This window comes from Dolichospermum circinale AWQC131C (assembly GCF_000426905.1).
Taxonomy (GTDB): Bacteria; Cyanobacteriota; Cyanobacteriia; order Cyanobacteriales; family Nostocaceae; genus Dolichospermum; species Dolichospermum circinale.
This window is the reverse complement of record NZ_KE384588.1, coordinates 229,232-254,267: the sequence shown is the minus strand read 5'-3', so window position 1 is coordinate 254,267 and position 25,036 is coordinate 229,232. Positions and strand designations below refer to the sequence as shown.

The 25,036-nt window shown below is 37.4% G+C and carries 25 protein-coding genes; 11 read left to right on the top strand and 14 right to left on the bottom strand.

Annotation, left to right across the window (positions count from 1 at the left end; all coding sequences use genetic code 11):
* The first annotated feature begins 714 nt into the window (after positions 1-714).
* Positions 715-1,122 (top strand): 50S ribosomal protein L21, encoded by a 408-nt coding sequence (gene rplU, locus ACIR131C_RS0102510; protein ID WP_028088940.1) that lies wholly within the window; start codon positions 715-717, stop codon positions 1,120-1,122.
* Positions 1,123-1,232: 110 nt separating this feature from the next.
* A complete protein-coding gene (gene rpmA / locus ACIR131C_RS0102505) occupies positions 1,233-1,517 on the top strand; it encodes a 50S ribosomal protein L27 (protein WP_028088939.1) in 285 nt (94 codons plus the stop codon).
* 85 nt (positions 1,518-1,602) lie between these two features.
* Here rpmA and ACIR131C_RS0102500 read toward each other — a convergent pair whose 3' ends face one another.
* Positions 1,603-1,956, bottom strand: a complete 354-nt coding sequence (locus tag ACIR131C_RS0102500) for a hypothetical protein (protein WP_322745904.1) — start codon at positions 1,954-1,956, stop codon at positions 1,603-1,605.
* A 351-nt stretch (positions 1,957-2,307) separates the two neighbouring features.
* Between ACIR131C_RS0102500 and cruF the strand changes: the two genes are divergently transcribed.
* Positions 2,308-3,216, top strand: coding sequence for a gamma-carotene 1'-hydroxylase CruF (gene cruF / locus ACIR131C_RS0102495; protein ID WP_028088937.1), 909 nt, complete (start codon positions 2,308-2,310; stop codon positions 3,214-3,216).
* A gap of 371 nt (positions 3,217-3,587) precedes the next feature.
* Positions 3,588-4,757, top strand: a complete 1,170-nt coding sequence (gene cruG / locus ACIR131C_RS0102490) for a 2'-O-glycosyltransferase CruG (RefSeq protein WP_028088936.1) — start codon at positions 3,588-3,590, stop codon at positions 4,755-4,757.
* A gap of 374 nt (positions 4,758-5,131) precedes the next feature.
* On the opposite strand, the gene ACIR131C_RS0102485 is transcribed toward cruG, so the two are convergent.
* Together ACIR131C_RS0102485 and ACIR131C_RS0102480 are read right to left on the bottom strand one after the other, a co-directional pair.
* A complete protein-coding gene (locus tag ACIR131C_RS0102485; protein WP_028088935.1) occupies positions 5,132-7,903 on the bottom strand; it encodes a bifunctional acetate--CoA ligase family protein/GNAT family N-acetyltransferase in 2,772 nt (923 codons plus the stop codon).
* Positions 7,904-7,980: 77 nt separating this feature from the next.
* On the bottom strand, positions 7,981-8,448 hold the full coding sequence (locus ACIR131C_RS0102480; RefSeq protein WP_028088934.1) for a hydrogenase maturation protease: 468 nt from the start codon (positions 8,446-8,448) through the stop codon (positions 7,981-7,983).
* 125 nt (positions 8,449-8,573) lie between these two features.
* Here ACIR131C_RS0102480 and ACIR131C_RS0102475 point away from each other — a divergent pair, with 125 nt between their 5' ends.
* Positions 8,574-8,969 (top strand): Alr5209 family pentapeptide repeat protein, encoded by a 396-nt coding sequence (locus tag ACIR131C_RS0102475; protein WP_028088933.1) that lies wholly within the window; start codon positions 8,574-8,576, stop codon positions 8,967-8,969.
* A gap of 144 nt (positions 8,970-9,113) precedes the next feature.
* On the opposite strand, the gene ACIR131C_RS0102470 is transcribed toward ACIR131C_RS0102475, so the two are convergent.
* The 11 genes from ACIR131C_RS0102470 to ACIR131C_RS0102420 all read right to left on the bottom strand — a co-directional run bounded on the left by ACIR131C_RS0102470 (position 9,114) and on the right by ACIR131C_RS0102420 (position 19,282).
* Complete coding sequence (locus tag ACIR131C_RS0102470) at positions 9,114-9,695, bottom strand: Uma2 family endonuclease (protein ID WP_028088932.1); 582 nt, start codon at positions 9,693-9,695, stop codon at positions 9,114-9,116.
* A gap of 138 nt (positions 9,696-9,833) precedes the next feature.
* Positions 9,834-11,282, bottom strand: a complete 1,449-nt coding sequence (locus ACIR131C_RS0102465; RefSeq protein WP_028088931.1) for a Ni/Fe hydrogenase subunit alpha — start codon at positions 11,280-11,282, stop codon at positions 9,834-9,836.
* Between the two features lie 166 nt (positions 11,283-11,448).
* Positions 11,449-12,063, bottom strand: coding sequence for a CP12 domain-containing protein (locus ACIR131C_RS0102460; protein ID WP_028088930.1), 615 nt, complete (start codon positions 12,061-12,063; stop codon positions 11,449-11,451).
* Between the two features lie 51 nt (positions 12,064-12,114).
* Positions 12,115-12,660, bottom strand: a complete 546-nt coding sequence (locus ACIR131C_RS0102455; protein ID WP_028088929.1) for an NADH-quinone oxidoreductase subunit B family protein — start codon at positions 12,658-12,660, stop codon at positions 12,115-12,117.
* Between the two features lie 12 nt (positions 12,661-12,672).
* Positions 12,673-13,200: a DUF3122 domain-containing protein gene (locus tag ACIR131C_RS0102450; protein WP_028088928.1), complete on the bottom strand. Its 528-nt coding sequence runs from the start codon at positions 13,198-13,200 to the stop codon at positions 12,673-12,675.
* 35 nt (positions 13,201-13,235) lie between these two features.
* On the bottom strand, positions 13,236-13,952 hold the full coding sequence (hoxU, locus tag ACIR131C_RS0102445; RefSeq protein ID WP_028088927.1) for a bidirectional hydrogenase complex protein HoxU: 717 nt from the start codon (positions 13,950-13,952) through the stop codon (positions 13,236-13,238).
* A gap of 135 nt (positions 13,953-14,087) precedes the next feature.
* A complete protein-coding gene (locus tag ACIR131C_RS0102440) occupies positions 14,088-15,695 on the bottom strand; it encodes a NuoF family protein (RefSeq protein WP_028088926.1) in 1,608 nt (535 codons plus the stop codon).
* Positions 15,682-16,182 (bottom strand): bidirectional hydrogenase complex protein HoxE, encoded by a 501-nt coding sequence (gene hoxE / locus ACIR131C_RS0102435; protein ID WP_028088925.1) that lies wholly within the window; start codon positions 16,180-16,182, stop codon positions 15,682-15,684. Before hoxE ends, ACIR131C_RS0102440 begins: the two co-directional genes overlap by 14 nt.
* 89 nt (positions 16,183-16,271) lie before the next feature.
* Positions 16,272-17,285, bottom strand: coding sequence for an NAD(P)-dependent alcohol dehydrogenase (locus tag ACIR131C_RS0102430; protein ID WP_035371403.1), 1,014 nt, complete (start codon positions 17,283-17,285; stop codon positions 16,272-16,274).
* Between the two features lie 34 nt (positions 17,286-17,319).
* Complete coding sequence (locus ACIR131C_RS0102425) at positions 17,320-17,841, bottom strand: universal stress protein (RefSeq protein ID WP_028088923.1); 522 nt, start codon at positions 17,839-17,841, stop codon at positions 17,320-17,322.
* Positions 17,842-18,160: 319 nt separating this feature from the next.
* A complete protein-coding gene (locus ACIR131C_RS0102420; protein WP_028088922.1) occupies positions 18,161-19,282 on the bottom strand; it encodes a sensor protein KdpD in 1,122 nt (373 codons plus the stop codon).
* A 259-nt stretch (positions 19,283-19,541) separates the two neighbouring features.
* On the opposite strand from ACIR131C_RS0102420, the gene ACIR131C_RS0102415 reads away from it, so the two are divergent.
* The 6 genes from ACIR131C_RS0102415 (at position 19,542) to ACIR131C_RS0102390 (ending at position 25,030) form a co-directional block, all read left to right on the top strand.
* Positions 19,542-19,751 (top strand): DUF2997 domain-containing protein, encoded by a 210-nt coding sequence (locus ACIR131C_RS0102415; protein ID WP_028088921.1) that lies wholly within the window; start codon positions 19,542-19,544, stop codon positions 19,749-19,751.
* A gap of 39 nt (positions 19,752-19,790) precedes the next feature.
* On the top strand, positions 19,791-20,177 hold the full coding sequence (locus tag ACIR131C_RS0102410) for a DUF1257 domain-containing protein (protein ID WP_028085003.1): 387 nt from the start codon (positions 19,791-19,793) through the stop codon (positions 20,175-20,177).
* A complete protein-coding gene (locus tag ACIR131C_RS0102405; protein ID WP_028088920.1) occupies positions 20,177-20,632 on the top strand; it encodes a ferredoxin in 456 nt (151 codons plus the stop codon). Before ACIR131C_RS0102410 ends, ACIR131C_RS0102405 begins: the two co-directional genes overlap by 1 nt.
* A gap of 1,020 nt (positions 20,633-21,652) precedes the next feature.
* Complete coding sequence (locus ACIR131C_RS0102400; RefSeq protein ID WP_231395374.1) at positions 21,653-23,467, top strand: WD40 repeat domain-containing protein; 1,815 nt, start codon at positions 21,653-21,655, stop codon at positions 23,465-23,467.
* Between the two features lie 196 nt (positions 23,468-23,663).
* Positions 23,664-23,945 (top strand): YiaA/YiaB family inner membrane protein, encoded by a 282-nt coding sequence (locus ACIR131C_RS0102395; RefSeq protein WP_028085000.1) that lies wholly within the window; start codon positions 23,664-23,666, stop codon positions 23,943-23,945.
* Between the two features lie 524 nt (positions 23,946-24,469).
* Complete coding sequence (locus ACIR131C_RS0102390; protein ID WP_028088918.1) at positions 24,470-25,030, top strand: Uma2 family endonuclease; 561 nt, start codon at positions 24,470-24,472, stop codon at positions 25,028-25,030.
* Positions 25,031-25,036: the final 6 nt, after the last annotated feature.

Here is a 25,036-nt window from a genome sequence, read left to right as displayed (position 1 = left end):
GCATTGGTTGATACGCCTTGGTTGAGAGACAATCTCAACTTATGTATTTGTTAGCATTAGTTAGCGAAAAAGTATCGGAATACATTTGCCGTAATTGAGAACAAACCACCGGGCTTTGCGGTTGCCTCAGATGTTGTCTTAGTCTAGATTTCTAATCTCAAGACTGATTGTGGGAAACTCAATGAAATAATATGCAATCCTAGAAAACTTGTAGAGACGTTCCATGAAACATCTCTACATTCTTTTCCACTAGATTGTTGATAACAAATATTACCAACATAAGTAAGTTGGCATCAAAAAACCAAACTCTGTAAAGAAATGTAATATCGCTAAAAACCGTTCGGCTGACGCTCACGGCGAAGCCTCTTCCCTGTCACCTGTAACCTGTCACCTGTCACCTGTAACCTAGTTAGTGAATATGTAAGAAAACCTGAGCAACCGTACAAGCCGCTCAGATTGATTGGTTTTTATTCCGTCTGTGTCAGGATTAACTACAAACCCAAAAATTACCTTTTCGGAAATCCGCTGAAAATAAATTTTTTTTCATAAAGGCTTGACTAATTAATCATCAATCAGGTATTATATTAGATTGTCTGTCTAATTCTGGCTCGGATCAGGTAGACATACTGCAAAAGCTGGCAAAAGCTGTGAATAATAGCGTCTCTATAGAAGATTAGAGCCAGCTACCTGTACGGCAACCTCAAGGACGATTTAATGACCTACGCAATTATTGAAACTGGCGGAAAACAAATTAAAGTAGAAGCAGGTCGTTTTTACGACATTGAACTACTCAACGCCGAACCAGATGAAAAAGTTACCATTAACGCTGTATTGCTGGTAAACCACGACGGCGCACTTTCCATTGGACAACCTTTAGTAGAAGGTGCAACAGTCGAAGGGACAATTATGCGACACCTGAGAGGTCGCAAAGTCCTGGTGTATAAGATGAAACCTAAAAAGAAAACCCGCAAAAAACGGGGACACCGCCAGGAAATCACCAGATTTTTGATTAATTCTATCAATCTCAACGGCGCAGTTTTAGCTTACGAAGCAGCCCCCACTGGTGCTGAAAGTCCAATTGTTGATGCTGAATTTGTAGGAGAAACCGCAGAGGAATCATAAAAATTGTCAATTGATAATTACCAATTACCAATTACCAATTAAATTTTTCTTAGCCTAAACTAGACAATTAGCAGTCCGGGCTTCATAAAGTAAATAAAAAAGAGGAAATCATGGCTCATAAGAAGGGAACAGGTAGTACGCGTAACGGTCGTGACTCAAATGCTCAACGACTAGGTGTAAAGCGTTACGGTGGACAAACTGTACGCGCAGGTAATATTTTGGTTCGTCAACGTGGTACTAAGGTTCACCCTGGTAACAATGTCGGTATTGGCAGTGATGATACCTTGTTTGCTTTAGTTGACGGTGTAGTTACCTTTGAAAGAAAGGGTAAAAGCCGGAAGAAAGTTAGCGTTTATCCAGTGGTAGTAGCAGAGGTAGAAGCGTTAGCAAGCTAGTTAGTGATTAATCATCTGGCTAAAAATTGTAGAGATGTTCCATAGAGCGTCTCTACAAGATTTAAAGTAATTAAGATGGGGTAATTCATATATAAAGCTTGATAAATGCGCCCAGTGCTAAACCTACGACTGCAAAAAAGGATATACAGCCAAAAGCGAGCGCTGGTTTTAAAGCAAGTGTTTGGAAATCTATTCTCGCTAAAATAGTCGCGCACAAAATGAGTAAAATGTCAAGAAATACCCGAAACCAGGCAACCATGAGAAAAAATAGGAAAGCTGCTAAGATAGCTACACCAAAAGCCCTAGCACTGGACTTGAACAAGGTACTGACATACTCGTTTATTTTTAACCAAGGATTGGTAAAACAGATTAGGGACAGCAGGATAGTTACCACAGTTAGCAGCCATATATACCAAGGGGCTTTTTCTTCAAATATCATCCAGCCCAATGTACTGTAACTCAGTAATACGAGTGTCAGGGAGAACCAAGGGATCTTTTTCAAGATTGACATATAGCAGCAGTCAAGAATAAAACAGAGTGAATAAATGTGAAAGTAATGTGAAAGTTCTGTACCTTACTCAGTTACAAATCGTAATATACTGGTATTTTGAATATCGGTTTCATTCATTATTTCACAGATTTACCTAACCCATCAGGTTTCTTGATGGTAAATTCCACCCCTAATTCCATTTTGAGAGAATAAAAATCAACATTTGGTTAAATATGTTGATAAATATTTGTAAACTGTTAGCAGTTGAGTAGCCAACTGGCATATCATTAAGGATTGATCATGAGACAACTTGTTATCGTCGAGCGTATAAGCCTAATTGGTCATATCGTTTCTATGGTATTTGGACTGCTGGGGATATTAATTGTGATTCCCAATGCTGAATTGCTTGTCAGCTTATCCGCAGCAGGTGAGACCGTCATGCAGTGGAGTATGGCAGGTGGTGGTGTGGTATATATGATTTTCGGGGCGTTGGGAGTGTTCCTCTATGCTTACCGAACTTTGGGTTTGGCACGCACTTTAGGATTTTTAATACCATCCTTATCAATTTCCCTAACTAGTGAATTATTAGGAACTAGTACAGGCTTTCCCTTTGGAGGCTATAGCTATTTGAGTGGCTTAGGTTATAAAATTTCTGGTTTAGTACCTTTTACAATTCCCCTTTCATGGTTTTATGTAGGATGTGTATCTTATGTATTAGCCCGTGCGGGTTTACAAGTAGATAAAAAACCTAGCTTGTTTCGTCAAATTGGTGCAATTGTTTTAGGTGCTTTACTACTCACCTCCTGGGATTTTGTCCTTGACCCAGCCATGAGTCAAACTTCCTTGCCTTTCTGGTATTGGCACGAACCAGGCGCTTTCTTTGGTATGCCTTACCAAAACTTTGTCGGTTGGATGGGTACTGGTGCTTTATTCATGACTGTAGCGGCTTTATTATGGAGTCAAAACCCGATTAAATTAGACTCTTACCAATTGAATGTACCTTTATTAGTTTATTTAGGTAACTTTGGTTTTGCCACAGTCATGAGTTTAGCCGCTGGGTTTCCTATTCCTGTATTACTAGGTGTAGCTCTGGGGGTCGCTCCGGCTGTACTGCTATGGTCTAAAGGTTCTAGCGCACCCGCAACAGTGAATATGGAAGCAGCTACTCAGGAAGTTGCTGTTACTAATGTGAAGGTTGCTTTTAAGTAGGTAAGAGAGACGAGGAAAGAGGGATAAGAAATTATTTACCTCTTTCCTAATTACACGGTCAAATTCCCATAAGTAGGTGAACTGACAAAAACCAACATAAGTAACGAAAAGTAAAGTTGCCCAAAACCTCTTCCCTGTTCCCTGTTCCCTGTTCCCTGTTCCCTATTACACGGTCAAATTCCCATAAGTAGGTGAACGGAAAAAAACCGACATAAGTAACGAAAAGTAAAGTTGCCCAAAACCTCTTCCCTGTTCCCTGTTCCCTTGTCATAACGACAATTTTTAACGCCAACCTACTTAATTTAGATTAATTTACACAAATTGCGAGAAGATGTAAACTAGCTACTTTATACAAAAAGTCAAGGTTAGAATTGCTAAATATTATTCCTCTCCTCCTGCTACTAGTCCAAGTCCCCGCTACGGCGATTTTACTTTCTCGTTTACTCAAAGGACCAGGACGTTATCCAGCTTTAAAACCACAACAACCTACACCAGAACTTTTGGGAACTGTGAGTGTGGTTGTACCGACACTTAACGAAGCATTACGAATTAGCCCGCTGTTAGCCGGTTTAAGTCGCCAAAGTTACGAAGTTAGAGAAATTATTGTTGTTGATAGTAAGTCACAAGATGGTACTCCCGACCTAGTGAAAACCGCAGCATTAACAGATCCTCGCTTTAAATTAATGACAGATGATCCCTTACCTACTGGCTGGGTTGGTCGTCCTTGGGCTTTACATAATGGCTTTTTATTTACTTCCGAGGGCAGTGAGTGGTTTTTGGGCATGGATGCAGATATTCAACCCCACCCCGGTTTAGTGGCGAGTTTGGTGAAAACTGCGATCGCTCAAGGTTATGATTTAGTATCTTTATCACCGCAATTTATTCTCAAATATCCGGGAGAATGTTTATTACAACCAGCTTTGTTGATGACATTGCTGTACAGATTTGATCCTACGGGTATTTATACTGAACAACCAGAACGGGTCATGGCTAACGGCCAATGTTTTTTGTGTCGTCGGTCTGTGTTAAAGGCTGTGAATGGTTACAGCAGCGCTAAAGGTTCTTTTTGTGATGATGTCACCTTAGCCCGGAATATTGCCTCTCATGGCTTTAAAGTGGGCTTTTTAGACGGGGCAAAGGTGCTAAAGGTGCGAATGTATGAAGGGGCTTTAGAAACCTGGAAAGAATGGGGACGTAGCCTAGATTTGAAAGACGCAACTCCCCGCGCTCAAGTTTGGGGTGATTTATGGTTATTGTCTGCGGTGCAGGGTTTACCACTATTGATTTTACTGGGTTATTTCCTGTTTCCCCCTTTGCTTCCTTCACTGCCAACACTGCTATTGTTAGAATTAAATATATTTCTGGTAGTGATTCGTTTTGCTTTATTATTAGCGATCGCTCCCTCTTATGATCGCAAAGATGCCACCGCTGGTTGGTTATTCTGGCTTTCCCCCTTGGCTGACTCCTTAGCGGTGCTACGCATCTTTTTATCTGCCCTCCGCACTCCCAAAGAATGGCGCGGGCGGAAATATGGTGATTAATGCCATTTAGGGCGCTGACTGAGGGTATCGCTCTTTATTCCAATTTATCTTAATTGGGAAGAGCGATTGTATTTATGAGAAAATACAGCACTTCCCGGTGTTATGAGGTACATATTTAGTGGGCAAGATGCCCGCACTACAAGAGTCTACTGTATGACTTTTGATCAATTATATGATGATCTATTATTCCGACTTGAAAATTATCAGTTAGCGGCGGAAGTAGACAATTAAATAGGGCTGGCTGAATAAGTACCCAAAGTGAACCTAGATGCTACACAGTTTTTAAAATGGTGGTTTGAGAGATTGGTTTCCAAATTCACCGCATGATTTGTACCTCACTCCAGTTAAATGTAATGTACCTTTTATCTGACATTTTATGTGAGTTTAATTTCTGATCTCAACACAGTTTGATCATCAGTATGTGAAATCTGAAAACCGAGTTTTTTACATACTTGCTGCATCACTGAATTATCAGCTAAGATGTCAGCATAGATACAGCAGATTTTCTCATTTTTACCAACTTCTAGTAATTTCCTGAGTAATTCAGTACCCAAACCTTGATATTGAAACTGATCACTCACAAGTATAGCAAATTCCGCGCTTTTATTTTCATGTGATTTACTTAATCTTCCTACTGCTAATATTTCCCTGTTTTTTGTTTGAGGATTTTGGTATTCTGCAACTAAGGCCATTTCTCGATCATAGTCAATAAAACACATCCTGGTTAGTCTTTCATGGGTAATGCGTTGACTCAATTTAATTAGGTGGAAATAGCGGAAATAGACACTTTCTGCTGATAGAGTTTTGTGAAATTCTACCATTAATGGTTCGTCTTCAGGACGAATAGGACGAATAATAACTGGTATACCATTTTTCAATTGCCAATTACTAATATATTGACTAGGATAGGGACGAATTGCTAATTTTGGTAATTGATTTTCTGTTAGATCAGGAGAATGTAAAACTATTCTCGCATCTAAGGCAATTAATCCTCTAGGATTTTCTGGAGTTGGAGGAAAAGCTAATAATGGATTAATATCAATTTCTTTAATGTCAGGTTGTTCTATGACTAATTGACTAAATTCTACCATTAATTGTTCAAGGGCAGAAATATTAATACTTTTGCGTCCTCTGACTCCTGACAATGCTTGATAAATTTTTGTTTGTTCCATCATCCGTCGTGCTAGGGTAGTATTAAGAGGAGGAAGTGCCAGGGAACTGTCCTGAAATATTTCTACTAATTGTCCTCCAGTACCAAATAATAATACTGGTCCAAATTGGGGATCTAAACTACTACCAATAATCAATTCATAACCGTCAGTTTTTACCATTGGTTGTACAGTAACACCAAGAAAATCTTCTGCTTTTCCTTTCTCTTTTACTGATATTTCAATATTCTCATAAGCAAGTTTTACAGCTTCCCCATTTTGTAAATTTAACTGCACACCTCCCACATCAGTTTTATGGGTAATTGTTTGAGAATATAGTTTTAAAACCACGGGATAACCAATATTTTCTGCACATTTGACGGCTTGGTCTGCACTTTTAGCAATGCAACCAACAACTACAGGAATACCATAAGCAGCTAAAATTTCTTTAGATTCAAATTCCGTGAGAATTGTTCTTTTTGCTGTTCTTGCAGCTTGCATAATATTTGTAATATTAGCACAATTGCGAGTATTAACATCACAAATTAATGTTGGTAAAACCGGAGTTTCATAAATACCGCGCAGGTTATAACTCGATTTCCACATATAACTAAATACCCGCGCGGCCGCGTCAGGATAAGCATAAGTGGGAATACCTTGACTATTGAGAATTTGTTCTCCCGCAGCCACATCATTACCTCCCATCCAACTAGCTAAAATCGGCTTATTAGACAGTTGGGCGTAAGCTTTTAATTGTACTGCAATTTCGGTAGGATCTGTCATAGATTGGGGTGTTAAAATCACTAATAAACCGTCACTATTGGCATCTTTGGTGACAATTTCTAAAGCTTTTTGATAACGTTGAGGGTCAGCATCTCCTAAAATATCAATAGGATTATTATGACTCCATTGTGGTGGTAAAATTTCATTTAAAGAGGTCATAGTTTCGGGAGAAATAGTTGCTAATTCTCCACCGTTTTCAATTAAAGTATCTGTTGCTAATACTCCTGGACCACCAGCATTAGTTAAAATCGTCAACCGTGAACCTTGGGGACGGGGTTGTTTTGCTAATACTTCCGACATATCAAATAAATCAGAAATACTATTAACTCGTAATACCCCACAACGACGAAAAGCTGCATCTAAAACAGCATCACTTCCTGTTAATGCACCCGTGTGAGAAACTGCGGCTTTAGCTGCGGCTGCGGTACGACCAGCTTTAATCACAATTATCGGTTTTGTTAAAGCCACCTCTCGCGCTGCTGACAGAAAAGAACGCGCATTTCCAATAGATTCCATATAAATTACAATACTTTTTGTCTGAGGATCATCACCCAGATAATAAATTAAATCACCCCAACCAATATCTAACATTGAACCGATAGAAATAAAGGCACTAAAACCCACATTTTCTTTTAAACTCCAGTCCAGAATTGATGTACATAAAGCCCCACTTTGGCTAATAAAACCGACATTTCCCGGACGCGCCATTTTACTAGCAAAAGTAGCATTTAGCCCAGAGATTGGATTCATTACTCCTAAACAATTAGGACCAATAATTCTAATTTTTACCCCTTGTGCTTGTTGCAGTATTTCCTGTTCTAAAACTAGACCTTTTTCTCCTGATTCCTTAAAGCCAGCAGAAATAATAATTGCACCTTTAATTCCCGCGTCAACACAATCAGAAATAATTTTGGGTACAGTTGGTGCAGGGGTAGCAATAACAGCTAAATCAATTTTTTCAGGAACATCAAATATAGTAGCATAGGCCTTAATTCCTAATACACTATGACGGTAAAGATTAATAGGGAAAACAGTCCCTCCAAAGGGATTAGTAATTAAGTTCCAAAGTAAGGTTCTTCCCACACTTCCAGGTTTTTCGGTAGCACCAATTACGGCTACAGTTTGCGGTTGAAATATAGCATCTAAGGGATTAATTCTGCTCACTTGCAAGATATCATGAGCTTTATCGCTAGGTTTTTTAGTAAATGTTTCCATTTATAACTCCGAGTGATTTGTAGTTAATTTTGTAGTTAATTTTTATATTATATCGTTTCCCAGTCTCAAGTAGGATTTTATCCTTTACCAATAATATTAATTATTTTATCTAAAGCTATATTAATTCCTATTTCTGCTATGGGAGAAAGACAATCTCCTAATTCAAAATTAACCCCTGGTACTGTGACTAACCAAGCAGTTGGACAATAACCATAGAGGTATTTAGTCAGAGATAAAAGCGATCGCGGATTACCAATATGTCCTAACATCATATTAGATAATATATGAGATATTGTATTAGATTCACTAAGCAATATAGACTCCACTTCCACATTTTCCGATTCTGAACTCATCATAGCATCTACAAAAATTGCTAAATTGACATTTGCTAAATTTGCTGCTAATTCTGGGGTAAGTTGGTGAACTGCAAGAGATTCAACATCAGATAAATGCCAAGAATTGATAATATTGGCGACTTTTTGACCAATGGCATCATCACTGCGTAATTCATTGCCATAACCAATTATAATTGTAGTTACGCTCATTTCTATTACCTCCTTTATAAACTTATGTAAATAGGGTATTTATTTTTCTGCTCATCAGTTATATAATACCTCCAGGTGTATTTATAAAACCTGTAAAAATTTTAAATAAATTGCGAGGCTGTTTTATGCCTGAAGTGAATTTTCAAAAGTCAATTAATAGTGCTGCTAAGATTGTAGAAGAATATGCAGCAGGAAAAAGAGATTTTGAGAGAGCAGAATTAAGTGACGCTAATTTGCAGGGTTTGGACTTAAAAGGCTCTAATTTCAGCTATGCTGATTTGAGCAAAGCTAACCTCAGCGACGCTAATTTGCGAGGATGTGATTTGAGTTTTAGCGATTTGAGTCAAGCTAATTTACAAAATACAGATTTGCGAGGAGCGATGTTGATTTCTGCCAACTTGCGTACAGCTAATTTGCAGGGGACGCATTTAGAAAAAGCAGACTATAACCATAACACCCATTTTCCTCCAGATTTTGACCCTATTACAGCAGGTTTAACCATGAGTCAAACATCAGTATAAATATTGATGCGGCTATATTAGCCGCTGATTATTTATACTTGTATTAATATAACATTAATATAAATTGTCAGAAATAGGCCATTATATTAATTCAAAACTAAAATAGCATATTTTCTCAATTTTTGCAAATTTTAATTTTATAACTCAATTTTTGACTGGAAATACTTTAGTTAAATCTAAAATTAGTTCCGGGAAAGATGGCAATTTGACAGACTCATTAGGGAGGATAATTGATTTATGACGATAGCCGAATTTACCTTGTAAATCTTGATATGGGTCACTGTAGCATTCTAAATAATAGGCCATTAAATTGAAGATCCAATAATCTGAAATACCGGCTTCTGCATATAGAGGTAACTTTACTTCTTGGTCATATTTTAAAGATGAATCAGCTACTTCAATAATTAGGAAAATATCAGATGGTGTAGGATGATTTAGAAAATAATCATCAGTTCTATTACGGAGGATAGCTATATCTGGTTCTGGTTCGCTATTTGGGGCTATATATATAGGATCTTGAGCCTGTAAAGTGGCAAGATTTCCTAATAATGTTGTTAATTCTCTGATTAACCGTCTATTGTATGTTGAATGTGCTTTACCTTTTGCAGCCATTTTGATAATTTCACCTTTAATTAGTTCAACTCTGTCATCTTCTGTGAAGAAGTCAAGGTCTGCTAGACGGTGATATTCAGTTATGGTAAAGCGTTTAGCAGTAGCAAGAGTCATAAAAATTAGAAATTTGGGTAATATGAGTTTGAGCTATCTTAGAGTTAGATTATATCACATTATATCATATAAATGATCTAAATGATCAAAAAAACCAATATGCCCGACTTTTTAAAGCAGTCGAGTAACTAATACATACTAATTACGAAAAATTTGATTAATTACAGTGCCATTTTTATTTACTACTTCTATTAATAAAGGCATTTGTCCCATAGCGTGAGTAGAACAACTCAAACAAGGATCAAAAGCCCTAATTCCAGCTTCAACCCGGTTTAACATTCCTTCTTTTATGTTATCACCTTGGATAAAATGACGGGCAATTTGGGCAACTGTGCGATTCATTGCTAAGTTATTTTGACCAGTAGCAATAATCAAATTTACTTTTAACATTAAACCGTTTTCATCAACTTGATAATGATGGAATAATGTCCCCCTTGGTGCTTCACTTACACCCACAGATTCCAAGCAATTAATCCCAGCTTCTGCCCGGAGACGAGTTGATAAAATATCAGGATCATCTAAGATAATTGCTATATGTTCAATGGCTGCTAAAATTTCAATTAACCGGGCATAATGATAGAAAAATGATGATTTAACAGTGCCATTTTCATAACTACGAAATTCTTTTAATTCTGCGTCCGCTAAAGGTGTACCAATATGACTACAAATATTCAATCTGGCCAGGGGTCCAACACGATACATTCCACTATCTAAACGACAATGATCACTGCTATCAGGATAACCCAAAGGAAGATAATAAGGTGATTTTAAATAGGAGTCTGTTTGCACCGCTTCACCGATAAATTCATGATAGTTATTAGGGTCAAGTTTATCAGCAACAATATTCCCGGCACTATCAACAAATCGGATATGTCCATCATAAGTTTCCCATAAACCGTCAGGACTGACTAAACCCATAAATAAACTCGGAAAATTACCAAAAGTTTTAACTTCTTTTTGATAAATTTTTAACAACTTTTTAAACAACTCAATAGCATTAATTACTGTAGATTTTGCTTCAGGAATCCGTTGCTGAATATGGGTGCGATTTTCTTGGGTTAAAGGGTGACTTACTCCACCAGGAACAGCCCAGGAAGGATGGATTTTTTTCCCTCCTAATAATTCAATGATTTCCTGTCCAAATTGCCGTAAACGAATACCACCTCTAGCTAATTCTGGTTCAGCAGCAATTAAACCAAAAATATTGCGTTTTTCTGGTGCGCTATCCATGCCTAATAATAAGTCAGGAGCGCTCAGGTGAAAGAAGTTGAGGGCATGGGATTGGACAATTTGACCTAAATTTATCAAACGACGTAATTGAGAGGCTATTTTAGGGATTTTTACCGCTAAAATGCCATCTCCTGTTTTGGCTGAAGCTAACAAGTGACTTACCGGACAAATCCCGCAAATTCTCGCAGTAATTCCTGGCATTTCTGGGAAAGGACGACCAACACAAAACTTTTCAAAACCGCGAAATTCAGTGACATGAAATCGAGCGTCATTTACTTGACCTTGATCATCTAAATAGATGCTAATTTTGGCGTGGCCTTCAATACGAGTTACGGGGTCAATAACAATTTTTTTCATAATTATGTACTTGGTAATAATAAACAATTGTAGGTTGGGTAGAACAAGGTGAAACCCAACAAAATATTCGATAATGATTATGTTGGATTTCCTTTGTAGGTTGGGTAGAACAAGGTGAAACCCGACAAAATATTCGATAATGATTATGTTGGGTTTCCTTTAGTAATTACAAATCATAAATTCTAGATTCTGCTAATTCTGGATATTCATCACAATAATCTTCAAAGGCAGTTTTTAGGGGTTTTTCGGCGCGTTGGTGAGCAATTTCGGCTTGTATTTCTTCTACCACATCCCAAGCGGCTGCACATTCTGTAGAATTAATACCTTTTTCTGCACAAACAATGCGAGCTTTTTTAATTTCATCTTGTAATTCTTGTTCTAATAAAAATGAGCGTGGTTGTTCTAAACAACTACTCCGGGCTAAAATGTCAGTGAGGGAAATAATTCCTAATAGTTTACCACTAATTACCGGCGCACGTCGCAGATGATGATTAGCAAATAATCTGGCTACATATTCTAAACCTAATTCTGGATTGACAACAATACAAGGTTTAGTCATAATTTCATAAACGCGGACTTTATTCGGGTCTTTGCTATAGGAAATTACCTTATAAACAATGTCACTTTCTGTGATAATACCATAGGCATCTTGTTCATGACGACGATCTACAATTAATGCTCTCCAATCTCTAGAACGCATTAAATCAACTGCTTCTTTTGCTGTTGCTGAACTGCGAATCATTGCTACATCTTTAGTCATAACATCAGCTGCTGTTAACATAATTTACCTCCAAAATAATTAAAAATTAAAAATCCAAAATTCAAAATTAAATTAACCAAACTTAATCATTTCTCGGCCGATAATTTCCGGCTTTTCTCCTTTTAATAAAGGTGAAATTGCGGCGCGAATACGATCTGCTGAAGGTGGACAACCGGGTAAATAAATATCTACTGCGACTACTTTATGTACGGGGACAACTTTATTTAATAACGGGGGAACAATTCCGGGAGAATTAGGGATTTGTTGATGAATATTAGCCGCTTGAATATAAGCTAATTGTAATGCAGGTTCAGCACCACCAGCAAGATTGCGTAAAGCAGTAACATTACCAGTAACAGCACAATCACCAAAGGAAAATATGGTTTTAGTGCGTTGTCTAATTTTGTAAATTAATTCCAAATGTTCTTCATTGGCTATAGCTCCTTCAACTAATACTAAATCTACATTTTCTGGATATTCTTTAATATCAGCAATGGGACTATAAACTATATCTACTTGTGCTGCTAAGTCTATTAACCATTCATCTAAATCTAAGAAGGACATATGACAACCGGAACACCCACCTAACCACACTGTTGCTAATTTCATTTTCGTCATTTTTTTACCTTTTTAACTTTCATTGGCAATTAATGATTGCCATTCTTTGACAACATGAATGGGAACTAGAATATTAATGAATTTATTACCAGGTAAAGGTATGCCCAAAGTTAGAGATTCTGGAGGTAATTGGGGTAAAATTTCTGTGAAATCATATTGACCAATTGTGGGGACTGGGGCTGTATCTAAAAATATATCATTAGCATTCAAAACTTTACCTGTATTCGTAGTAATTGTTAACGGTTGGGGGTGAATTAATTCCGCAGAATTAGGAAAGCCAACTAAGCGAAGATTGATATTAGATGGTTGATCTAAATAAACTTGTTTAAATAATACAACTTGCCAAACTTTTCCTGATTGATCATCTAATTTCACTTGGGAACGATAAATAACTTCTTCTGGTGGTTTTCCTAATTGAGTAATGGCTGCATTTGCTGTCTGGTATCTGATATTTGCTAAATTCAGAAATATAAATGTTGTCAATATTCCTACTAATATAATTCGCGTCAATGTTTTTTGAAGTTTAATATGCTGTAACATGAGATTTTATTGTAAATTATTGCTATTGCTAATTACTAAAAATTCCATTGTTTTTTAGTTCGTGCAGTGACTAAAAATTCAATTTTCCCCCGATCATGTTTCATTTCACTAACACTTGAACCTTTATCAAATAAAGCTCCTGTGGGACAAGCATTAACACATTTACCACAAGAAGTACAAGTTTGAGAAGTTCCCCAGGGTTGGTTTAAATCAGTAATCACATGAGATTTTGATCCTCTTCCCGCCATATCCCAAGTATGAGCGCCTTCAATTTCATCACATACTCGCACACAGCGAGTACAAAGCACACAACGATTATGATCAATGCCAAAAAGATGATGAGAAGTATCAACGGTTCGCTGAGGAAATTGATATTCTAACCGCAGATGATCCATACCCATTTCTATCGCTAAATCCTGTAATTCACAATTGCCATTAGCAACGCAAACTGAGCAAATATGATTACCTTCAGCGAATAACATTTCTACAATTATACGCCGATATTTCTGCAAGCGATCGCTATTTGTAGTTATCTCCATTCCTTCTATTACTTTCGTCATACAAGCAGGTTGTAATTTATTACTTCCGACAATTTCCACTAAACATAAACGACAAGCGCCCACATCTCCCACACCTGCTAAATGACATAATGTAGGAATATGAATACCTGCTTCCTGTGCTGCTGTCAATAAGGTTTCATCTTCACGAGCGCTAACTAATTCGCCATCTATTGTTAAAGTTTTTACGGACATAATGATTTTCTCACGGGTAATAAGTAATTTGTAATAAGTAATTGGTAATAGATAAAGAACGGTAAAGAATGGATTGCAAATAATTAACAATGTATTGCTAGCAATTAGCAATTGATTATTACCAATAATTAATGACTAATGACCAATAACTAATTGCAAATACTCATCACGAAAATAACGCAAAGTGCTAAAAACTGGATTTGGTGCAGACTGTCCTAAACCACATAAACTAGTATTTTTGACCATATCGCTAAGTTCCTCAAGTAAATCTAAATCAGCCAGTGAACCTTCTCCCTTGGTAATCTTCGTTAATAAACCGTATAATTGCACAGTACCAACGCGACAAGGAATACACTTACCACAGGATTCATCCATGCAAAATTCCATAAAAAAGCGAGCCACATCTACCATATTTGTGGTTTGATCCATAACAATCATCCCCCCAGAACCCATGATTGAACCCAAGGCCGTTAAGGATTCATAATCTACAGGTGTAGCAAAAGCAGAAGCTGGAATACATCCCCCTGAAGGACCACCAGTTTGTACAGCTTTAGCAATACCACCGTCTGGAACACCTCCTCCCATGTCTTCAACAATTTCCTGTAAAGATGTCCCCATTGGTACTTCTATTAAACCCGTGTTACGGATTTTTCCGGCTAAGGCAAATACTTTTGTACCCTTGCTTTTATTAATACCAATACTAGCAAACCACTCTGCACCTTTGCGGATAATGGGGGCGATATTGGCAAAGGTTTCCACATTATTAATTAAAGTGGGATAGCCCCATAAACCGGACTCAGCAGGGTAAGGAGGACGGGGATGAGGGACACCACGTTTACCCTCAATAGAAGCCATTAAAGCCGTTTCCTCACCGCAGACATAAGCCCCAGCCCCAATGCGGATTTCCACTTTAAAATCGAAGGGAGAATCAAAGATCTGTGAACCTAAAAATCCTAAGTGTTGGGCTTGACGAATGGCAATTTCTAGCCGTTTAATAGCCAGAGGATATTCGGCTCTAACATAAATATAGCCTTGATTTGCCCCAATGGCGTAGGCAGCGATCGCCATTCCTTCCAAAACTCGATGGGGATCACTTTCCAATACACTCCTATCCATAAATGCACCGGGATCACCCTCATCAGCATTACAAATAACAAACTTTTTCTCAGTATGGGATTTGGCCACGGTCCCCCATTTTAAACCAGTGGGATAACCAGCACCTCCGCGTCCCCGTAAACCACTTTTGGTGATAGTTTCTACCACCTCCGTGGGCTTCATTTCCCGCAGCACTTGGTAAAGGGCTTGATAACCCTTAGCCCCAATATAAGCCTGAATCCGTTCGGGGTCAATTTTACCACTATTTTCTAGGACTATGGGCAATTGGCGACTAAAAAACGGCTGGTGTAAATCACCTGTCTGTAAATTTGTTACTTCTCCATTCAACCCGCGAATAATTTCTGGAGCATTTACCGGTGTCACTTTTTCATACAACTTTGATTCTAGAGGATTTGCCCAATTTTCCACCTGTACCAAGGGTCCTTGACAACAAAGACGCATACAACCCACAGCCGTAACTTCTACAGTATCCTGTAAATTCTCAGCTTTGATAACTGCTGCTAAATTGTCTTTAACAGCTTGGGAATCAGAAGACAGACAAGCCGCAGCAGTACAACAGCGAATTTCCACAGATTTTCGCTCAGAAAGTTCTTTTTCGGCAATTTCTAATAATTCATTTAGTTCCATTTTGCCACCATGCTCCCACTTTTTCGCACACTGACTCTGGGGTTTGATTACCTAAAACCACACCATCCAAGACCACCGCTGGAGCAACTCCACAAGCCCCTAAACACCTAGCTGTCATTAAAGAAATTTGATCATCTATTGTAGTTTCTCCTGCGTGAATTTGCGTCAGTTTTTCCACCTGTGTTAAAATCTTTTGAGAGTTTTTAACATAACAAGCTGTACCAGTGCAAACCACACATTTATGAACTCCTTTTGGTGCGAGGGAAAACAAATGATAGAAAGTAGCTACTCCATAAACCCGACTGGGTGGTAATTTCAGGCTATGGGAAATATAAAGCAATAAATCCGCTTCTAAATAACCAAATAATTCAGAAGCACGATGTAGAATTTCAATGAGTGCATCTTGTTGATATTGATGACGTTTAATCGTAGCATCTAATATCTTTAAACGCTTATCTCCTGAAGGACATGAAACAGCAGTTCTCATATCTTCCTTTCCCTAAATTCCTCAGACTCTTCGCGCCTTTGCGCCTCTGCGTGAGAAAAAATTTATACCTTCATTCACCAACGCCAAAACTATACCAAAACAATGCGATAGCGAGCTTTATTTGCTACCACCCTATCCATGGCTGCATTAATTTGGGAAATGGGTATAGTTTCAATCATTGGTTTTATTTGGTGAATTGCAGCAAATTCCAGCATTTCTTTCATAAAACGCCTTCCACCTACCACACTCCCAGCGATCGCTTTTTGACCAAATACTAAGGGTAAAAGCGGTATATTCAAGGTAGAAACCGGCAGCCCCACCAAACATAAAACACCGTTATTTGCTAGTAAACCAAAGGCTTTGTTCCAGTCAATTTCCGAGGAAACCGTACATAGAAGTAAGTCTAAAGTGCCACTCGCTGCTTTAATTTGTTCAGTATTTTTCCAATTACAGAAATAATGCGCCCCAAATTCTTTGGCCTCAGTTTCTTTATCAGATGATGTAGAAAAAGCTGTCACTTCTGCCCCCATAGCCTCCGCAAATTTAATGGCTAGATGTCCTAACCCACCAATTCCCAGCACTCCCACCTTAGCCCCCGGATATTTGATATACGTGCGTAAGGGTGTATAAACTGTAATTCCAGCACATAATAAAGGAGCAGCGCTGGCAGAATCTAGATTATCTGGGATTTTATAGGCAAAATCGGCGCAAGCTCGTAATTTATTGGCAAAACCGCCATGATTTCCGACAATTAATCCTTTATAACCCTGACGACAAATGTTTTCTTCCCCTCGCAAACAAGCGTCACAGACTCGACAAGAATTACTAATCCAACCAAAACCCAGGCGATCGCCAATTTTTATACCAGTTACATCCGCACCAATTTGAGTAACATTTCCTACTACCTCATGACCTGCTACCAGGGGAAATTTACTCACATTCCAGTCATTATCTCTCATGTGAATATCAGTATGACACAGGCCATTATGGGTAACTGCGATTTCGACATCATTGCTACCTAAAGGCGCTGGTTCATATTCCCAGGGTTGTAGCTTTTCCCCTGGTTTTAAAGATGCGTAGGCTTGGAACTTTAATTCTACCATTTTGATCATCCTTTGGAAAGACAAATCAGAGTAATTACTGATTACTTACTACTTCTTCCTCTTGTGTTTTAGAACTTACTGGTAAATGTACAATCTGCACTGAACAGGGGGCATGATGTAAAACATAGTTACTTTGACTACCGAGAAAAAACTCCGCCAGTCCAGAACGTCCCCGTCTTCCCATCATAATTAGATCAGCATTCCAAGTTCTAGCCAATTCACAAATCATTCTTCCTGGATTACCACTATTTTGCGTAAATTCCGTATTAATACCTGCTGTATTGGCTTGGCTAGTAAATGACTGTAACATCTGCAAACCTTCATTTTTAAATTTTTCCCAATGTTCTTGGTATAATTTAAAAGTTTCCTCATTCCACCCTGGATAATAGTCAATATTTGGGAAAATCAGGGCTTCAGGACTACCATCTTCTTCATGTGATAAAACGTGCAAAAGCATCAATTCAGCGGATGTTAACTTTGCTAAACATAGTGCTTGATTGAATACTTCCGTACCCATTTCTGAACGATCTAACGCGGCTAAAATTCGTTTAAACATATTCACCTCAATATTAAATTGCTCATCAATGATAATGACTATACTCAGCTTTTTAGGTTAATTTTTAGTAAAAATCAGCTTAATTTTCACTATCAATTTTATCCCCAAAGTTAAAAAACTTCGGAGGATAGATTTTTAGGTGTTATTGAATTATTAAAGACGTGATGAAATTATGAACTGTAAAGACTTTCTCTATAAACTTCTTAAAGAAATCATGTTAGTAAAGTCTCTACAGAATTTTTTTCAGGTCTAATATTCACCTTATACAAAAAATAGCAAAATTCCATCCTATTTTAGATAGATTCACAAAAATTAAAATTTATTTCTCAGTAGCAATAATGTGTAAATCTATATGTTTGTCCCCAATTAACTCCAATAATCGTTCCGTAAAAGAGCGTTTAAAAAATCTTTTCCATCGTGGCTGCCGACTTTCACCAATAACTATCTGGGTGATATGATTAATTGTAGCAACTTCAGCGATCGCTTTAGGAACATTGTAGCTCTTAACATGAAAAAATTCACCAGCAAATTCTCGGCACATTTTCTCACAGGTATCAATATGTAAACTTTCTTCTTTACTGAGAAAACGGTCAGGATCTGCCACAAATAAAGTATAAAATCTGGCATTCATATAATTTGCCAATCGCGCTCCACGCCGTAATAATTGAATCGAATTTGGATAAGTAGATACACATACTAAAACTCGTTCATGGACATTGCGAACTTGTGGGGACGAAATAGAGGTATTTGCTTCTTCTTCAACAGTATCAGCAACTTCTCTTAATGCTAATTCCCGTAAAGCAATGAGGTTACGACGCTGAAAAAAGTTTTCTAAAGATTGCTGAATTTTATCAGCAGCATAAATTTTACCTTCCCGTAGCCGTTCTTCTAGAGTTTCTGGAGTAACATCAATCACAACAACAGCATCAGCTTCATCTAAGAGAATATCAGGGATACGTTCTCGCACTACAACACCCGTAATTCTAGCTACCAAATCATTCAAACTTTCCAAATGTTGAATATTGACAGTAGAATAAACATCTATCCCCGCAGCTAAAATCAATTCTACATCTTGATAGCGTTTTTCTCTAGGTGAACCTGGTATATTTGTATGCGCTAATTCATCAACTAAAACCAATTGGGGAGAACGGGTTAAAATTGCTTCGGTGTCCATTTCCAGAAGGTTGATATTTTTGTGAATATTCGCTTTTTTAGGAATTACCTCCAGACCTTCTGCTTTTACAGCCGTTTCTTTGCGTCCGTGAGTTTCCAAAACGCCAATAACAACATCAATACCCTCTTGTTTAAGTTGATGTCCTTCCTCTAGCATTCTGTATGTTTTCCCCACACCAGGGGCCATACCAATAAATATTTTATGTTTTCCCCGTCGAGAAGGTGAAATATTGTAACTGTGAGGAGGTAAACTAGAAAATGGATACATAAATTAAATTCAATATTGATAATTTTCCCTTTTTGTGCATTTTTACATATCTATAAAAATAATAATTTTCGTAAAGATTCCCAAGTGTGTATATTAAAATATGAGAGACTATAAAAAATTTTGATTTAAGACTTGGGTTATCAACCCCGTCTTGCTGAAGACGGCTTTTAGTATCATCATATTTTGTGGGGGATTAATCAACCACACCGGGATAAGTTCCCAAAAATTCAAGTGTAGTATCGAGGTTGGCTTTCAGAATATGGAAACATTAGAATTCATCATTTATCCAGACGGTCGAGTCCAAGAAAAAGTCACCGGTATTATCGGTGTATCTTGTGCTGAAGTCACAGCAGCTATAGAAGCCCAGCTAGGAAGAGTGTTGAGTCATGAACCAACTTCTGAGTTTTTTGCCGCCAACAACACAGAAAATACTGTGACGAATACGCAAAAACTCCACAGCCAATGGTAAATTATCCAACCAATTAATTTTTTTTGATTACAAACCACTATGTCACACTTTAGCCAAATCAAGACACAAATCCGCAATCTCGAATCCTTGCAAGATGCCCTTTCCGCCTTGGGAATAGACTGGAAACCAGGACCTAGTGAAGTGCGCGGTTATCGTGGTCAAACTCAGTCCGCAGAAGTAACAATTGAGCAGGAAAATGGTTATGATATCGGTTTTAGATGGAATGGTCAAGAATACGAATTAGTTGCAGATTTACAATATTGGCAGCAAAATCTATCTGTAGATGGGTTTTTGCGTCAAGTTACCCAAGGTTATGCTTATCAAACGGTAGTTAAAGAAACTACTAAAGTAGGCTTCCAAGTAGCTGAACAACAAAAAAATGAAGATGGTTCTATCCGTCTAGTAGTACAACGCTGGAGTACGTAATGCTTGAGTTCCTGCCGTCACCAGAAGAACAAGAAGATCACCGTTCTGGCTTAGAACCAGAACTGGGGAGTTTTTGGCAAGATATTCCTGAACGTTCTGGGTTAGAACCAGAATTAGGCGGTGTGGTTCGGCAGAAAGGCGTTTATGTAGATGAAATTACTTGTATTGGCTGTAAACATTGCGCTCATGTTGCCCGTAATACTTTCTTCATTGAAGAAGATTATGGGCGATCGCGTGTAATTCGTCAAGATGCGGACACAGAAGAGATAATTCAAGAAGCAATAGATACCTGCCCTGTTGATTGTATCCACTGGGTTGACTATACTGAACTGAAAAATCTAGAAGCAGACAGAAAATATCAAGTAATTCCTATCGCTGGTTATCCAGTACAACATGGTGTAACCACGACAGAAAAACGCCGGAGGAAACAAAAGTTACAAAAATCTAGTTCTTAAATTACCCACAATTTCCGTAATTACGCCAAACAGCAGGAAAGTAGGTGTAATTCATCAATTACTCCTACTCCAAAATAGCTTTTATCCCTAGTCCACGTCGGTGATTAGTCAAATCTGGCCTAAGTAAGTTCTATTCTTCAAATATAAGAAACATAATAAAAAAATATAAGACATAATAAGTAAAACTTATGAATCGAAAAAAATCTTTTTTTTCGGTTGAAACCCATTGACTTTTTTCTCTGGAAGTGATATTTTTATAATGGGAATATATCCCTAAATAAAAATTTTGCTTACATCCGATTATTAACAATATGAACATATTACCACAGCTAACCCCGTCCTAACACCTTTCACTCTGAAAGCGAATTTTAAAAAAATTATGAAATTCTAAAAACGAATAATTTAAACTTATCAATTATTGGAAAATATGCAGAAGAGAGGTTTAAGAGAGTAATGATACATTCTCAGTGCGGTTATAATACAGAAAGTTCAGCTTGAGTGAGGTACACTTTGTGCGGGCAAGATGCCCTCACCACAAGAGTTTTATCATTAATATCTGTACTTCATAATATCGGAAACTGCTGTATTTCTAATCTCACTTGGTTACAGGGATTAGAAATTAAACGCAGATAAACGCAGATAAACGCGGATATGTACCTCCGTGGATTAGGAAATGCTGTCAATTACAGCTGTATTTTGGCTGAGAATGACAACAAAGCGGTTGCATAGGTCTGAAAATAAAAAAAGTTTTCTCTAAAGTTGCACACTTCTAGAAGCAAGAGAACTGTTTCTAGGGAAACAGTAAATTATTAGTTAAGGTAGTTAGAATTTATGGAAATCATGGAAATTATCGAAATCTCCCCCACTACATCTTAACCAGTGCTTAATCACCTGACGAGTTGATATTTACCATTCAATGTCGCTAGTTTTTGTATTCTATTAGACTGTAATCATTTCTTAGTTCTTACTTAACTAAAGGTTATCAATTGAATAATTGTATTGTTAAAAGTTATCTTGGGTATGCAATGGCGTGCCACTATCATACAGATGAATTGGATTAGTTTACTAAAAGCGCAACAAACTGACTTCTTAAACCGTGTCAAAAAACCGAAAACTGCGGATATTTCTCTTTTAGAAAGTCAAGTTAGAGGTTATCACAGTGAAGTCATGGCATTTACGGGGGAGTCATTAACAAAGATTCTCGAATGTTCCCGTCAGCAAGCCGAAATTCTCGCCAAAAATCCGCCACCGATACCACCTGAATATCCTGAATATCCTGATTGGATAATTCCCTTTCCTACCTATTTTCAACGTCAAGCTGAGGATTATCTAGTTCGTGAACAAATTGTAGATCGGATGATGACAGAACGGTTAGGAAAATTGGTGAAAAAAGTGCCACAAGACACTTTAGAAAATATGGTTTTAGATGATGAGGGAAATTTAGATAGTCAAAGTAAATTTACTTATTTATTGACTCATAATCCAAAGGTGAGTATTCAAATTCATGTAGCAGATGGAGAGAGTTTTAACAGCATTAAAAAAGATAAAATCCGTTGGTCTGTTAGTCAAGAAGATATTAATAACCACCAGGTATTAATTTTTCTGTGTTTGTTTTATCCAGCAAATACACAATTAGGATACAAAAAACAAACTGTGATTACTGGTTTTTTACCCACAAATCAACTAGAATTTCCAGAATCAAAGACTTATTTAAATCCTAGTAGTTTGTTGTATGCTGGGGGATTAAATTGGTATTTACAATCTCTTGGTGAAAAACAAGATGATGTACCAATAACTGATGAGAAAACCGTAGTGGAGACAATTCAAACCTTACCATCAGATCATCCAAAAAAGAAAATTATTGGTGATTGGGAATACTGGCAAACATTGAAAGGACATACTAGAGGTATTAACTGTTTAGCCTATGCTATCAAAACTTTGGTAGTCAAAGAAGTAAGGTGTAAAAACGTCAAAACCATCCCGATTTTAGCTAGTGGTAGCAGGGGAGAAACAAAATTATGGGATTTAGCCAAAGGTGAATTAATTGAGACATTATCAGAATATCCTTGGGTGGTTTCTGGCTTAGTAGATGAAGTTAATGCTTTGGCCTTTAGTACCGACGGGCAAACATTAGTGACTGTAGGTGCAGATTCCACGGTGAAAATTTGGCATACTGGGGCGTTAGACCTCATTGATATCCTGCATAAACATCGAGGAGATGTGCGTTGTGTGGCGTTTACACCCGATGGTAAGATGTTAGCAACTGGTGGCCATGATCGCAAGATCCTATTTTGGAATTTGCGCGATCGCCAAGTTGAAAATACGCTATGTTTAGATGATACAGCAGCCCATTCAATGGTGTTAAGTCAAGATGGCAGAACTTTGATTACGGGTAGCTATCGTAAAATCAAAGTGTGGGAAACATCCTCAAAACAAAATCAGAAAAATTCCCAAGATCCACAACCAATATACACCCTAATGGGTCATTCTCACATTGTTAGTTCCTTAGCTATTAGTGCTGATGCTAAATTTTTAGTCAGTGGTAGTCAAGATCAAACTATTCGAGTTTGGAATTTAGCTACTGGAGAATTAGTTCATACTCTCAAAGGACATCGAGATAGTGTTAATGCAGTTGCTTTAAGTCCTGACGCACAAATTATTGCTAGTGGTAGTGCTGATAAAACCATCAAATTGTGGCATTTACAATCTGGGGAATTATTAGGGACATTTACAGGTCATACTCACACAGTGACAGCTTTATCCTTTACTGATTCTGGGGAAATGTTAGTTAGTGGAAGTTTGGATAAAACAATTAAAATTTGGCAGCGAAGTTAAGTGAAAACTATGGTTGTGTCTACAAGTTTGTGCCATTTGCAAAACTGGTACAAATTTTGTACCAATAACTACTGTATTTGCTGCCCTTTTCGTAATTTTAATTGAGTACAGTTACCGAACTGGTAGGTTACTCTCACCAGATTTTTTACTAATAAATATAATTATGTTATTAGCGAATAATTAAAAGGTGAGCAAGATGCAAACATTTAATCAACAAAAAGATAGTCCTGCTTGGATTTTTCAAACATGGGCAGCTTTTATTATGTCTATTTCCATAACTACTTCTGGTATTATCAATTTACCCACAGACAACTGGATAAAAGCATTTATGGGCATGGGTTTAGCTTTTTCTGTTGGTTCTACATTTACTTTAGCAAAAACTACCAGAGATTTATATGAAAATAAAAAGTTAATTTCCCGTATTGAAGAAGCAAAAGTAGAAAAGTTGCTTTCTCAACATGATGCGATTATAAAATGAGAACTTTTTCTCATAACTGGTTTGATAAAATAGTAAAAATCAGGGGTTTAGCATTACTAAGCCCCTACTTAATTAATGATGAATAATTATCGCAAATTACATAGAATCTTTAAATATTTGGAAGTACCATAACCTAGCTATATTTCCACAATTCCCCCCCAACAACATTGAATAGAATTGAGGTAATTGAGAATAGACTTAGATCCCATAAAAGCGGAATATATAGGATTCCTATTTGATTTTTGATAGCTTGCGTGGTGTAGCCATACAGAACTCGGTACATACTGAAATCCTTCTTCCTTGTTCCCTGTTTCCTAACTCAACCGAAAATTCACAGAATCAAACCGGATTCCTATAGCTACCAATGATAGAACCGAAAAACATTCCGATACTGATAAGTAATTTATTTACGCTTTCTTTGCTAGTGATCACACACCCAATGTACTTGATTTTACAGATATTTTCTTAAAACTAATTTTGAACATTATCGTTGATAATATAACTATGCTTTCTAGTTACCAATTATGACTATAGCCACTGAACGCCAGATTACACTAGAAGATTTTGTCAAGTTACCAGAAACTAAACCAGCATCAGAATTTATTAACGGGGAAATCCTACAAAAACCTATGCCACAAGGTGAACACAGCTTAATTCAGACTACTTTTATTGAAGTTGTCAATGGACTCACTAGAAGTCAAAAAATTGCCATAGCCTTTCCAGAACTACGTTGTACTTTTGGTGGTAGTACCATTGTGCCTGATATTGCGGTGTTCCGGTGGGAGAGAATTCCCAAAACTGAATCTGGGAGAATTGCTAACCGTTTTGAAATTCATCCTGACTGGGTAATAGAGATTCTTTCTCCTGAACAACCACAGAAAAAAGTCTTAACTAAATTATTGCATTGTTCCCGCCATGGAACTGAATTAGGTTGGTTATTAAACCCAGAAGAAGAAAGTGTATTGGCTGTCTTTCCTGGACAAAAAATAGAAATATATGAAGGTGACGATAAATTACCAGTTCTAGAAAATATAAATTTAGAATTAACGGTTCAAGAGATTTTTGGTTGGTTGAGTTTTGGTTGAGTTTTG

Excerpts from the sequence above, each read along its gene's own strand:
- rplU (WP_028088940.1), top strand. The coding sequence starts at position 715 with ATGACCTACGCAATTATTGAAACTGGCGGAAAACAAATTAAAGTAGAA.
- rpmA (WP_028088939.1), top strand. The coding sequence starts at position 1,233 with ATGGCTCATAAGAAGGGAACAGGTAGTACGCGTAACGGTCGTGACTCA.
- ACIR131C_RS0102500 (WP_322745904.1), bottom strand. The coding sequence starts at position 1,956 with ATGATATTTGAAGAAAAAGCCCCTTGGTATATATGGCTGCTAACTGTG.
- cruF (WP_028088937.1), top strand. The coding sequence starts at position 2,308 with ATGAGACAACTTGTTATCGTCGAGCGTATAAGCCTAATTGGTCATATC.
- ACIR131C_RS0102485 (WP_028088935.1), bottom strand. The coding sequence starts at position 7,903 with ATGGAAACATTTACTAAAAAACCTAGCGATAAAGCTCATGATATCTTG.
- ACIR131C_RS0102480 (WP_028088934.1), bottom strand. The coding sequence starts at position 8,448 with ATGAGCGTAACTACAATTATAATTGGTTATGGCAATGAATTACGCAGT.
- ACIR131C_RS0102475 (WP_028088933.1), top strand. The coding sequence starts at position 8,574 with ATGCCTGAAGTGAATTTTCAAAAGTCAATTAATAGTGCTGCTAAGATT.
- ACIR131C_RS0102470 (WP_028088932.1), bottom strand. The coding sequence starts at position 9,695 with ATGACTCTTGCTACTGCTAAACGCTTTACCATAACTGAATATCACCGT.
- ACIR131C_RS0102465 (WP_028088931.1), bottom strand. The coding sequence starts at position 11,282 with ATGAAAAAAATTGTTATTGACCCCGTAACTCGTATTGAAGGCCACGCC.
- ACIR131C_RS0102460 (WP_028088930.1), bottom strand. The coding sequence starts at position 12,063 with ATGTTAACAGCAGCTGATGTTATGACTAAAGATGTAGCAATGATTCGC.
- ACIR131C_RS0102455 (WP_028088929.1), bottom strand. The coding sequence starts at position 12,660 with ATGACGAAAATGAAATTAGCAACAGTGTGGTTAGGTGGGTGTTCCGGT.
- ACIR131C_RS0102450 (WP_028088928.1), bottom strand. The coding sequence starts at position 13,200 with ATGTTACAGCATATTAAACTTCAAAAAACATTGACGCGAATTATATTA.
- hoxU (WP_028088927.1), bottom strand. The coding sequence starts at position 13,952 with ATGTCCGTAAAAACTTTAACAATAGATGGCGAATTAGTTAGCGCTCGT.
- ACIR131C_RS0102440 (WP_028088926.1), bottom strand. The coding sequence starts at position 15,695 with ATGGAACTAAATGAATTATTAGAAATTGCCGAAAAAGAACTTTCTGAG.
- hoxE (WP_028088925.1), bottom strand. The coding sequence starts at position 16,182 with ATGAGAACTGCTGTTTCATGTCCTTCAGGAGATAAGCGTTTAAAGATA.
- ACIR131C_RS0102430 (WP_035371403.1), bottom strand. The coding sequence starts at position 17,285 with ATGGTAGAATTAAAGTTCCAAGCCTACGCATCTTTAAAACCAGGGGAA.
- ACIR131C_RS0102425 (WP_028088923.1), bottom strand. The coding sequence starts at position 17,841 with ATGTTTAAACGAATTTTAGCCGCGTTAGATCGTTCAGAAATGGGTACG.
- ACIR131C_RS0102420 (WP_028088922.1), bottom strand. The coding sequence starts at position 19,282 with ATGTATCCATTTTCTAGTTTACCTCCTCACAGTTACAATATTTCACCT.
- ACIR131C_RS0102415 (WP_028088921.1), top strand. The coding sequence starts at position 19,542 with ATGGAAACATTAGAATTCATCATTTATCCAGACGGTCGAGTCCAAGAA.
- ACIR131C_RS0102410 (WP_028085003.1), top strand. The coding sequence starts at position 19,791 with ATGTCACACTTTAGCCAAATCAAGACACAAATCCGCAATCTCGAATCC.
- ACIR131C_RS0102405 (WP_028088920.1), top strand. The coding sequence starts at position 20,177 with ATGCTTGAGTTCCTGCCGTCACCAGAAGAACAAGAAGATCACCGTTCT.
- ACIR131C_RS0102400 (WP_231395374.1), top strand. The coding sequence starts at position 21,653 with ATGCAATGGCGTGCCACTATCATACAGATGAATTGGATTAGTTTACTA.
- ACIR131C_RS0102395 (WP_028085000.1), top strand. The coding sequence starts at position 23,664 with ATGCAAACATTTAATCAACAAAAAGATAGTCCTGCTTGGATTTTTCAA.
- ACIR131C_RS0102390 (WP_028088918.1), top strand. The coding sequence starts at position 24,470 with ATGACTATAGCCACTGAACGCCAGATTACACTAGAAGATTTTGTCAAG.